We start from the raw sequence: 11155 nt of genomic DNA, 5'->3' as shown, positions 1-11155 counted from the left end.
CAAGCAAGCAAGCAAGCAAGCGGAAGTTGGGCAGAGCCCTACTTGCTTGCCTCATTGCGCTGCAAATGAGATTTTGAGTATCCTCCAGGGATACTCTGTGCTCTTTTTCAATAGAATTTCTCAATATACAGTATACTTTGCTGTATACCGCAATTTTATTCAGGGATTAATCCCAACTCAGTTTGTAAATCGGTCTTCAAAAAACGCAATATATCAAGCTGCTCTTCTGGCTTAGCGCGTAACATCAGGAAACTATGTAGTAGTTATTAATAAATGTTCTGACATAGCTTCACATCGAACCTATTCCAAATAATTTTGCTAATTTTCGATTTGTATTCATCAGATCCATTTAGACAATAATTAGTACCAATATGATACCTGTCTTTAGTAGCTTGCTCGTTCTGATCGCAGTTGTTTCTTTATTGATAACTCTGCGTTTACAAAGAAAAAGGTATGAGCGCGCTTCCTATTTAACTCACTTAGATAACGCAAAAGAATTTTTGGTTGCGACAGAAACATATAGCGATTATATGACCTGGGTGAAGCGGAATAATTTTAAGTCAACCTACCAAAGCGCTGGCAGGTTTTTTAAGAATAGATCAAACTATTACAAGAAAGAACCCGCGGTTAAGAGATTCAATGATATTTTTTGGGATTTCGATGAATATGTGAAGCGTTTCAATCAGAATTACATAATCAAAGAAAAAGAGCGATTACGACGTTATTTCGATAACATTGAAGGTAAAGCCCTCGATGACCAACAACGCACGGCATTATTGACTGATGAGTATTCAAATTTGATTATTGCGGGGGCTGGGTCTGGTAAAACGCTAACGATCTTAGCGAAAGTAAAATACCTCGTCGAACATAAAAATGTCAATCCAGCAGATATCCTGCTGTTGTCATTCACAAAAAAAACGGTCGATGAACTGAATGAACGTTTTAAAAAAATCAACCTCGTTGTAAAAGCTATTACGTTTCATAGGCTGGGTTATGATATAATAAAAAAATACTATGCAGAGGTGCCTGCAGTCACGAATGAACGTACATTAGAGGGAGTTATTAAAACGTATTTGGAGATAGAAATCTTTGAGGATGCTAAAGCTTTAGAAGCGTTTATTCAGTATATCGCGTGTTATATGAACATCCCCGAAGATGTTGAAAGTTATGATTCGCTTGGTGAAAAATTGGATGCCGAGAAAGGTCTAGATTTTCAGACGATCCGCTCAAAGTGTGAGTCCCTGAATAAAATTGAAAAGCAGAATTTAGACACATTTCAAGGAGAACGGGTTAATAGTGTAGAGGAACTTACTATTGCCAATTTTTTATATCTGAATGGTATTGACTATGAGTACGAAAAGCCTTATCCATATGGTGAAACCATGTACCGGCCAGATTTCTATCTGAAAGAGCAAGATATATACCTAGAACACTTTGGTGTTGACGAGCACAATAACGCCAAATGGCTTTCTCCATTAAATGCGGCGAAATACGTGGAGGAAATGAAGTTCAAACGAGCGTTGCATAAGGAGAAGGGCACCACACTAATTGAAACTTATTCTTATTATAATCGTGACAAAGTATTAATAGAAAAACTGACGACATTACTTGAAAACCACGGCGTAGAATTTAAGCCGAGGGATCCGCAGGCAATCTATTCAAAAATTATATCGAATAATAACAACTTTGGTCAAGAAATTATCAAGCTCATTGAGAGCTTTATCAATCTGAGCAAATCCAAAAGGCTTGACTGTCATGGAATAGAGAAACTCGTGTACGACAGCCGAAGCTCGTCCAGTGATTTTATGTTTGAGCGTCAAACGATGTTCCTTCGCTTTGTCATGCCTATTCTAATGAAGTATGACAGTATTTTGGAAGAGCGGATCGAGATTGACTATAACGATATGATCAATAAAGCCACTGACCTGATCCAAGAGTACAAACCAAATTATTCATTCAAGTATATCATTATTGACGAATATCAAGATATTTCTTTCGCTCGTTTCAATTTGATCAAAGAAATACGAAAACAAGCTAATGCTAAACTTATTTGCGTAGGAGATGATTGGCAATCGATCTATCGTTTTGCTGGAAGCGATGTCTCTTTATTTAGCAATTTTGGTAAATTCGTTGGCAAGCATGAGAAATTGCTTATTGAACAGACCTATCGCAATTCGCAGTCGCTAATCGATATCAGTGCGCGGTTTATACAGAAAAATAAACTCCAGCTTGCTAAGAACCCCAGATCGAAGAAGCCTCTGATTCAGGATCCCATTAGATTTGTCCCCTACGATGAAGGCCAAGTCGTTGATGTTTTTTTACAAGAGGTCCAACGGCTAGTTGATGAAAATGAGCGAAAATCCATCTTGGTTTTAGGAAGACATAGCTTCGATATCAATGAGCTCATCAAGGTAGATTCGGGGGACAGCGTACAGTATAATGAGCGAACGAACAAATTGATTGTAAAGGGCTTTGAGGATGTCGACATTCACTTTTTGACAGTTCATAAGTCCAAGGGCACAGAAGCTGATAATGTCATCATATTGAATGTTAGAAATCATTTATTGGGTTTTCCCAACAAGATGACTGATGATCCAATATTGTCATTGTTGTTGAGCGATACTGAAGATTTTCGTTTTGCCGAGGAAAGGCGCTTATTTTATGTAGCACTGACCAGGACAAAAAATAAAGTTGTTATGCTTTGTCCAAATGATAAATCGCAATTTGCTGAAGAGCTAGGCAGGGATTTGGCTTTTATGATGACCAAAAGCAATGGAATGGTATCTGTTACTCACTGCCCTTATTGCAAGACGGGTAAACTTGTCGTTCGAAAGGGGAAAAAAGATGGGAGTGAATTTCTTGGATGTTCGAATTTTCCTCAGTGTGCGCAAACTTTCAAAACTACGGATATTTTAAGTAGCAACCTTCTTTGTTCCAGGTGCGAAAGTGGATTTATGCTACTTAAGAAAGGCAAATATGGAGATTTCTTGGGCTGCACAAATTATCCAAGGTGCACAAACACCATTAAAAAGCATGCGAAAAATTAAGTTTCTATCCGCCAATGCATGATTATACCTTTGAAAAAGAACAGGTTCTTATAAATAATTGAATCATTACTGTTCAATACTATTTAAATGGTAGCTAAGCATTTGCCAAGCTTAAACAGCCTTGATAAATTATGCTGTTAACAAATCAGTACGCAGCATGGACAATATTCAAGATGGAACAAAGTCTGTACGTTTCCCAATTGCTACAGACGAAAAGCTTTCTAAACTTTCTCTTAAACTAGGACGTTCGAAGAAAATGATTATCTGCCAAACGGTGGACTATTTCTATCATACCAAGAAGGATCCGGTAGATCTAAATGATGAATTATTGAAAAGGCAGATAGCCTCTGGTATTTCACGGATCATAGCTTTTTCAAAACAGCAGGAAAAAGATCTGATCATACCACAATACGAGATTCTAGATCGGCTGGATGCATCAATTAACATGGTACTCGACCAATCGGAAAACTTCGCAGAAAAGTTAGGCCAAATCAATGAGTTGCAACAACGCTATATGAAAATGTTTGCGGAATTTTCCAACAGCTCATTAGATAAGAATACATTGAAATCTCGTTTCAAGCTCATTTTCGAATCCTATATCTCCTCGCGTGATAAGCTAGGATGGAATGCTTCTGCTACAAGCAAAGAAGAAATTCGTAGAAATGCCTTGGAAGCCTTGTTCAAGCTTTAATACGTGAGCCATGTTCATCAACATTACGAAATCTGAAACGGGCGGGAATACTGGGAGTTGTGCACAGTTGGTCAATTATTTGGAAAAGGAAAATAAGCTGGTAGGCTTTTCAAAGGAACTTTGGTTCAATGAATCCTCGAACATCATTGCACCTTTCAAAGTACGTAGTTCCATTGACGCTAATGTCGCAAAGCTAAGTAAGATAGATGGTAAGTTTTATTTGGTCAATCTTAGTCCCAGCCAAAAAGAGTTGTCTTACTTAAAAGAACGGTTTGGCGAGGAAAAGGTTGCGGAAAAGCTAAAAGAGTATGCTATTATAATGATGGACGAATATGCCAAGAATTTTAAGCGCAAAGGGGTGACTTCCAACAGAGATCTGCTATGGTTCGGGAAAGTTGAAAAATTTAGATACTATAGTTACAAAGATAAACAGGTCAAAGATGGGTCTAAAAAGGCAGGGGATCGAAAAGAAGGCTTGCAGTATCACATTCAGATCATTGTTAGCAGAAAAGATATAACCAATTCCATTAAGTTAAGTCCGCAAAATACATCCCGTGGCAAGAACCAAGTTCACTCGCAGAAAATGGGTCAATTCGATAGATTTGCATTTAAGCGAAGCGGGGAGGACGTCTTTGACGAATCTTTTGGATTCGAGCGATCTTACCAAAATAGTTTGGCCTACAGTAATGCGGTGAAGAAGGGGGATAGGTCGACGAATATTAAATACGCTGGAGTTGGAAAACTGGTTTCACAGTTTGCGGTTCTCGCCAGCAATGCTGGAGAGATAATCCAAGAAATCGATCGTCACGCATTCCGGCATAGAAGCAGCGCCGACTCTATCCGTTCAGTTGTGAAAATCTTGAATAATCTTCATTGGTATTTAAAACGTAGAAGATTATTGCGACACCAACGATTGCCATCTTTTCTGCGCGGTTTGATATGGGGCCATCGAGTGGCAACAAGATTGACTCGAAAGCGCCGCAGGTATTAATGGATATTTAAACAAAGTCTTCTGTTTTACATATCGTTTCACACTCCTCGAGAAATCGTTCACACTTTTCTTCAAGAAAGTGTATCCAAATATCAGGATTGGTATGAACGGAACGAAATTTCAATACTGAAGGTGCTTCTACAAGTTGCTGAAAGCTTTGGAGTTCCTCTTGAGAAGTTCTAGGGAAAATCTCTCGTGGGAATTCCCAAAAGCTATCGCTAAGCAAAAAGAGTTGATTGAGCTTGCTGGAGTAGGGAACGATATCCAAAGTGGAAGAGAGCAAACCTAAGCAGCATTGCTCCAAACATTGGTTAAATAGAGCGAGCTTGACGGTAAACCGACTTGCCCCCTTAAGAAATTTGCCTGCGCTAAAGAAAGCCTGCGCGTTCTTTATTCGATTTTTTAGAATAAGTTTCTTAGCTGCCATTTCTTCTGGAGACCGTTCTCCTACATTTCCATGGAACTGCCACGCTATCGAACTGCCGAACAGAAGATTTAGCTGATCCATTAAGATCCTATGGAAAAACTTGTGGTTTTTGCTTAAACCGTGCTGAATTTGATTTTTAGAAAAATTCAATAATTGTATGCTCAATTTTGGATCTTGGTTCAAGGAAGCCATCAATGAAAATACATGTTTTTTCTGGTCACTTTCCGTGACCACTAGAAGATCCAAATGCTGAATTAGCTCACTGCTGCCTGGATGCAATACGTTGTAAATGATTTCATTTTTACTTTTTCGGTAACCAAACCTAAAGATTTGGAGAACCCCTTGGATTTTTTCTGAAATCTGTTGGACAATCAGTTGAGGAAGTTCAGTCTGGATAACCTCAGTGGTAGGATCGGAGCTAGAAAGAATCAAATCTACCTCGCGCAAGATGTTCTCCGATCGACAATCAACGATTTGCTTAAAAATATAGTTGGCGTTCGCATGTAGCTTTACCATCCTCAATTCAAGCTTATCGAGTGTACTAAGCCTGACCTCGTAACTTTCTTCATAACGCGAGGCTCGGTATAGCTCGATTAGCGTTTCCAGTAATGAAATATCTTCCTCATCGTTCTGATCGAAAAGCTCGTTATATAACGGTGTCAACTCCATTAGATAGTTATGATGATTTCTGATGGAATGAGAAATTCTCTCTTTTGAGATCAGTAGAATCTCCATCGCTTTGTAGGTGAGCTCCATAGACTGATGTAGCATAAAAGCTGCACAGGTGTATTTTCGCCTGCTTTTCAGATAATGATATCCCTCAGCAAATTCGGTGATCTTTAAGAACTGTCGCTCCCATAACAAGCGCGTTGAACTTATACATTCTTGCTGCGTCGGAATTTCTTCTTCTAGGGCAATTGCTGACTTCGGATAAACTCTATATTCAGCTTTACAATTGTCCGTTAAATATAGATTCCCCTCGGCTATTCTTTTCCTTGTGTGTTTCAAGGAAAAGCAGATTGGTTCGAAGTTATTGAACTCCCTGATCTTGCTTTTGATTTTGGGCACGATTTCTCCTAGAATACGGTGGTATTTATCACATAGAATGATGATGAGGCTATAAGTGGGCGTTTTGTTTAACGATGGTCGGATGTAGATCGCTTCGATCGAAAAACAAGATACTAATAGAGCGGTCAACCGCTCTAGTTGTGTGGTCTGGTATTCGTTTAATGGCTGCATAACTTTTTTTTATTAAGTTTGGTTGTGACTATTTTCACTCTGGTCGACTGTTATAATTTCATAGGTACGTTTCTTCATCAAAGGGGTTTTCCCAAGACATAAAGCATACAAGTTCAGACAAATGGATCATCCCTTCGATCAGTTCTAACATCGAACAATATGATCTCATTTTTCTTTGTGGGCAGGGGCTGTCGCTTAGCAGGGTCTGCAGACAACCTTCCCACAGTTTGTACCAATAAGTGATATCTTTTTTTGCGAATTTATTTGCAAGGAAAGTCCATGCATGCGTTAGATTTAGCCGATTAATGCTTTTTAAGGACTTTTGGACGTTTTTGGGGTATTTCCACGGCACCGACAGGTCGATTTTTGCTTCCAATGCTCCAAGCCAGGTTCGCCAAAATTCGTCGATCAGAAACAGGTATTCGTAAAACAAAGGGATAATGTTGCCTGGATGTTCGTGCGATTTCCAATAACCTTCAGCATTTAGTATTTCTATCGAAATGGAGATGCCAGATAGTAGTTTGTCTTTGCTTGTTAGATAAAAGATTTCGTCCAAACCGTAATCATAATCATATATCGTATCGCGCATCTTATGTTCTTTAAGATACTCGTGCCATGTACTTCGGTTAAAAATGGGCCCTTGCAAGGCAGAAGAGAGTTCATGTAACTTGTAAACGGTGTTAATCAATTGATCTATCGACCGAAATACCTCCACATTCTGGAGCTCCAGGTCTAGATGCTCTATGTAGCTTGGTTCCAGCCCTAGCAGGAAAAACTCGTAAAGGACAGATTTTAGAACGCGCATTGCGTTCGAGCAAAAGATCTTTTCTAAGTTCAGTAATGCGCTTGAAAATTCATCTTGGATACACAAGCTCTTTTCTTCACCGCCCTGCAATGTGGCGTACGCGGGAATTAGATCATCTGAGAAAAGATCATTTCTATTCTTGTTGATGAGCCAGGCAACCTCGATCAACTTGATGATGTGTCTGAATTTCTTATAAAGCAGGAGTGGAGATTCGTGTTTTTTCCATTGGCCGGAACGGAAAGATGCGATTAATATTTCATAAAGTTCATCCGACGCACGCTCTACAGAGCGGAACTTCTTCAAAATCTTTGCGAGGGCATCAAAAGGATTGAGGATCTCAGCATCATTCAATAGAACGATATAGTCATTATTAGAATGTACACGGTGCATAATGTCAATTTTTAATCAATTATTTCTCTCAATCGGCTGAGACATATTGGTGAGATAAATGGCTATGTGTGCGCAATTATATTATGTATAAAGCATTCGAATCTAAACTTCCTTCAATATTCCTTTATAAGACTAAAAAAGTCTTTTTCGAAATAGGAATATCTTTCAACGAGATCTTTCAAATAGGTTGTTGAAAGCACTGATGCTTATCGGCTAGTATTCCTCCAATATCGAAACGTCCCCTTTGTGTCTGTTCATTTCAAACCAACGTTTGAACCAATACTGCATATACATATGTTTGTTTTTCCAAAACAGTTCCCTGTCCTTATAATCTATAGTGCCAACGGTCTCATCGATTTTCCGTTGTGATTTTAATTCATTGAACATCTGCATGATCTGCTTTTTGGTATAGAACGGCTGGCCAAATCTGCAGCACAGAAAGAATTTTTTGGCGATTTTGCGTTGTTTACTGGTAGCTGAATCATGATGGGAATAGCTCAACATCCAAATAAAATCGTTGAGCAATTTTTCAACCTCGACCTCTAGTATGGCGCATAGCATTCGGAGATTTGATGGAATATTCAATTTTACCTCTCGAGGTCTGCTGGAATACATTTCATCAATTTCAGCATATTGGTGGTACATGTCTACCGTTACGATCCGGTCTTTCTTTTTCTTCTTCATATCCCGTGTATTTTGGTTTACACAAATGAACACGGTCTGAGCTACGTAGCGAACCAAAAACGGTTGTAAAAAACCATAGTAGCTTGTATCCTACAACGCTTATCTTGTTTTGTACCATCTGAGAATAATTCGTAACTTGAATGGTGAATATTTTTTAACTTTGGACTTATGAGTACAACTAACACGACAAACCATATAGGAAGAAAAGTCAGCCGCATTCGTGAATTGCGGGGGATGAAACAAGAAGCTCTGGCAATGGAATTGGGCGTAAGTCAGCAGACAGTATCTAATATTGAGAAAAGTGCTACGATCGAGTCAGATCTCTTAGCTCAGTTAGCCAAAATCTTAGGGGTAACTCCCGAAGCCATCGAGAATTTTAGTGAGGAAGCTGTGTTCAATATTATCAATAACACATTCACGAGTCACGACACGTCCACTCTACATGCAATTAATATTCATCCGACTTTTAATCCAGTTGACAAACTTATTGAAGCACACGAGGAAAACAAACGCCTTTATGAACGGTTACTTCAAGCCGAGAAAGATAAAGCTACTTATTTAGAAGAGCTCCTGCGAAATAAGTAAATACAACAATTTTTAGCTTTTCTGATCAGTCGGCCATCCTATGCACACTTTTGCAGAGGTGATGTTAATCTCATTTTTTCGTTCTAAATTGATTTTTCAATGGAAACTTAATTAGAACAATATGAGAAATTTAAGGAAAGATCAGATCGTCACGATCGAAGACCTAGAGACTGCAAAATCCGAGATTTTAGAGTGTATTAAGCGGATTGGAACCGAGCGTAATTTAAATTCACCTGTTCATAGGTGGTTGAAATCGGCAGAGGTCAGAGCCCTATTGGGCTTTTCTCCTGGGAAGCTTCAGGCTGTTAGGGAAAGTGGTTTACTCAAATACACTAAAATAGGAGGGAACATCTATTATGATCCAGAGGATTTACAAAGTCTTTTTAGTAACAATCAGTTTAAATGTCGATCGTAAGATGAGTGGCCTCGGACGTGCCGTTCCCCCAAAATGGCGATATGTAAAAATTTACTTTTTAGAGAAGGGGCAATCGCAACTTGTTGCAAAAAGTTTTTTTGATCATTATAGTGAGAGGAACTGGATGAATTCCTACGGAAACCTGCTAAGCAACTGGAAAGCTCTCGCGTGGAATTGGATAATAAGCAAGACATGATGGAATTCAAAATTGAAAAAACCTCCTAAAAACTATCTTTTAGGAGGTTTTTATTTCCTAAGAAATCGTACGGAGTTTTCCCTCGGGGGTAAAGATTTTTTCTCTTACGTTTTCCCAGGTATTGCTTATTTTATTCTTTTTGACTTTCGCGTACCGTTGCGTGGTACGAATACTACGATGTCCGAGCATTTTACTGACCTCCTCTAGGGAGAACCCCATGACATTTAACATCATGTCGGCAAAGGTATGTCTAGCAAGGTGTGTATTAAGCTCCCTATCGAGACCACATAAGACTGCAAGCTCTTTAAGGTATCCATTATATCGAGCATTGCTGTTGACAGGGAGCAGGCGTCCCAGAACAGTTCTACAGGGATGGTTTTTATATTTTTCGATAATCTCTTCGACTATAGGCATGACTGGAACCATTTCTGGTACTCCTGTTTTACCGCGCTCCTTGATAATCCAGCTTTCTTGTTTAAGCCCAATATTTAGGATGTGTTTAACATTTAAAGCATAGACATCCTGAAAGGCGAATCCAGTAAAGCACTGAAAAACAAAAACGTCACGAACTTCTTCAAGGCGCTTTAGACAAATTTCCTTTTCCCAGATGGATCTGACCTGTTCGAATTCTAATGGCAAGATGTCCGTGTCGTCACCACCACATCGGAATCTTTGGATCGGATTTTTTTCAATGTATCCTTCGGATTCCGCCAAAGTCAAAATCTGTTTGGTGTTTTTGATCTGTTTTTTTGCAGCAGCTTCCCCAATGACTCTTTCCCGCTCTATGGTCAAATAACGATAAAATCTAGATGCAAAAGAGTATTCAATTTCCTTTATTTCAATATCCATATTCCGATATTCATGTTGGACGAATTCTTGAATTTTGTTGTAAGTGGCTCTCCACTGTCGAAGCGTCTGCGCCGAACGGAGACCTTTTGTAACCATCGTCTGGAAGTCCGCAATATATTTTTCGGTTAATTGTAAAAGGTTGCAGGAGACCGTTCGGATTTGTTTTGGATTCCCTTTTTTGTGATCAGCAGGCAGACCGTAGAATACATTTCTGACCATCATTGGTGTGACATAGGCATGTTGGAGTTGCAACATGGCGAAATGACGATCTAAATCGGTTGAGATCTCGGAGATCCGCTTATTGATCTGCTTAGCTTGTATTCCTGAAATCACACGTTTTGAGGATGGATCCCAATGCTCAAAACTGACTTTTTTCCCGATGGAAAATTCGACGTTGAAGCCGTCAATGGAAATCCTGCAGAAGATCGGGGCAAGGCCTTTGTTGTCGGCTTTTGATTTTCGGTGCCAAAATAGCACCGTGAGTTTTTGATTGCTTTTCATTTTCTTTGATTTTTTGATGTTTAGAAAATGTTCTTATTATCCAATTCAAAACTTACTGTCAAAAACTGGTGCCCTAATTTACGAATCAAAAAAGGGCACCAGTTTGGGCACCATTTCGATTAACCAATTATGGTAAATTATGACTCAAAAATTTATCCTGATGGCGGTTTTCCGGCTATTTAGACGAGAAAAGGCGCTATCTCTAGCGCCTTTTGTGATCCCGCTGGGATTCGAACCCAGGACCCATACATTAAAAGTGTATTGCTCTACCAGCTGAGCTACGGAATCTTGTACTTTTGTAGTACCCTTCGTTGTTTGAAGTGATGCAAAGGTAG

Annotated in this window: 10 protein-coding genes and 1 tRNA gene; 6 read left to right on the top strand and 5 right to left on the bottom strand. The window is 39.2% G+C overall.

All coding sequences use genetic code 11. From position 1 onward, the window contains the following. From B2400_RS01860 to B2400_RS01845, 4 genes are all read left to right on the top strand, one after another. A partial coding sequence (locus B2400_RS01860) for a hypothetical protein (protein ID WP_293930432.1) occupies positions 1–235 on the top strand: 235 nt, incomplete at its 5' end. Positions 236–530: 295 nt separating this feature from the next. Then, the gene (locus B2400_RS01855; protein ID WP_293930431.1) at positions 531–3047 is read left to right on the top strand and encodes a UvrD-helicase domain-containing protein; all 2517 of its coding nucleotides are present in this window, start codon (positions 531–533) and stop codon (positions 3045–3047) included. Between the two features lie 157 nt (positions 3048–3204). Next, positions 3205–3738: a BfmA/BtgA family mobilization protein gene (locus tag B2400_RS01850; protein ID WP_293930429.1), complete on the top strand. Its 534-nt coding sequence runs from the start codon at positions 3205–3207 to the stop codon at positions 3736–3738. A 10-nt stretch (positions 3739–3748) separates the two neighbouring features. Beyond that, positions 3749–4729 carry a DUF5712 family protein gene (locus B2400_RS01845; RefSeq protein ID WP_293930427.1) on the top strand — a complete coding sequence of 327 codons (981 nt, stop codon included), beginning with the start codon at positions 3749–3751 and terminating at the stop codon, positions 4727–4729. Positions 4730–4736: 7 nt separating this feature from the next. Here the strand turns inward: B2400_RS01845 and B2400_RS01840 are convergent, their stop codons facing one another. The 3 genes from B2400_RS01840 to B2400_RS01830 form a co-directional block, all read right to left on the bottom strand. Continuing rightward, positions 4737–6395, bottom strand: coding sequence for a HEPN domain-containing protein (locus B2400_RS01840; RefSeq protein WP_293930425.1), 1659 nt, complete (start codon positions 6393–6395; stop codon positions 4737–4739). A 58-nt stretch (positions 6396–6453) separates the two neighbouring features. Then, positions 6454–7590, bottom strand: a complete 1137-nt coding sequence (locus tag B2400_RS01835) for a hypothetical protein (RefSeq protein ID WP_293930424.1) — start codon at positions 7588–7590, stop codon at positions 6454–6456. A 213-nt stretch (positions 7591–7803) separates the two neighbouring features. After that, on the bottom strand, positions 7804–8274 hold the full coding sequence (locus tag B2400_RS01830) for a hypothetical protein (RefSeq protein WP_293930423.1): 471 nt from the start codon (positions 8272–8274) through the stop codon (positions 7804–7806). Positions 8275–8442: 168 nt separating this feature from the next. Between B2400_RS01830 and B2400_RS01825 the strand changes: the two genes are divergently transcribed. After that, complete coding sequence (locus B2400_RS01825) at positions 8443–8859, top strand: helix-turn-helix transcriptional regulator (protein ID WP_293930421.1); 417 nt, start codon at positions 8443–8445, stop codon at positions 8857–8859. A 121-nt stretch (positions 8860–8980) separates the two neighbouring features. Next, positions 8981–9274 carry a helix-turn-helix domain-containing protein gene (locus B2400_RS01820; protein ID WP_293930419.1) on the top strand — a complete coding sequence of 98 codons (294 nt, stop codon included), beginning with the start codon at positions 8981–8983 and terminating at the stop codon, positions 9272–9274. A 253-nt stretch (positions 9275–9527) separates the two neighbouring features. Here the strand turns inward: B2400_RS01820 and B2400_RS01815 are convergent, their stop codons facing one another. Both B2400_RS01815 and B2400_RS01810 read right to left on the bottom strand, forming a co-directional pair. Then, a complete protein-coding gene (locus B2400_RS01815; protein WP_293930418.1) occupies positions 9528–10820 on the bottom strand; it encodes a site-specific integrase in 1293 nt (430 codons plus the stop codon). A gap of 215 nt (positions 10821–11035) precedes the next feature. Beyond that, positions 11036–11108, bottom strand: a tRNA-Lys gene (locus B2400_RS01810). Positions 11109–11155: the final 47 nt, after the last annotated feature.

It is taken from the genome of Sphingobacterium sp. UBA6645 (genome assembly GCF_002455685.1).
Lineage (GTDB): Bacteria > Bacteroidota > Bacteroidia > Sphingobacteriales > Sphingobacteriaceae > Sphingobacterium > Sphingobacterium hotanense.
This window is presented reverse-complemented; position numbering and strand designations above follow the sequence as displayed.

What these genes read in the sequence shown, in the direction of transcription:
- B2400_RS01815 (WP_293930418.1), bottom strand. Translation starts at nt 10,820, where the DNA reads ATGAAAAGCAATCAAAAACTCACGGTGCTATTTTGGCACCGAAAATCA.
- B2400_RS01840 (WP_293930425.1), bottom strand. Translation starts at nt 6,395, where the DNA reads ATGCAGCCATTAAACGAATACCAGACCACACAACTAGAGCGGTTGACC.
- B2400_RS01855 (WP_293930431.1), top strand. Translation starts at nt 531, where the DNA reads ATGACCTGGGTGAAGCGGAATAATTTTAAGTCAACCTACCAAAGCGCT.
- B2400_RS01835 (WP_293930424.1), bottom strand. Translation starts at nt 7,590, where the DNA reads ATGCACCGTGTACATTCTAATAATGACTATATCGTTCTATTGAATGAT.
- B2400_RS01845 (WP_293930427.1), top strand. Translation starts at nt 3,749, where the DNA reads ATGTTCATCAACATTACGAAATCTGAAACGGGCGGGAATACTGGGAGT.
- B2400_RS01830 (WP_293930423.1), bottom strand. Translation starts at nt 8,274, where the DNA reads ATGAAGAAGAAAAAGAAAGACCGGATCGTAACGGTAGACATGTACCAC.
- B2400_RS01850 (WP_293930429.1), top strand. Translation starts at nt 3,205, where the DNA reads ATGGACAATATTCAAGATGGAACAAAGTCTGTACGTTTCCCAATTGCT.
- B2400_RS01820 (WP_293930419.1), top strand. Translation starts at nt 8,981, where the DNA reads ATGAGAAATTTAAGGAAAGATCAGATCGTCACGATCGAAGACCTAGAG.
- B2400_RS01825 (WP_293930421.1), top strand. Translation starts at nt 8,443, where the DNA reads ATGAGTACAACTAACACGACAAACCATATAGGAAGAAAAGTCAGCCGC.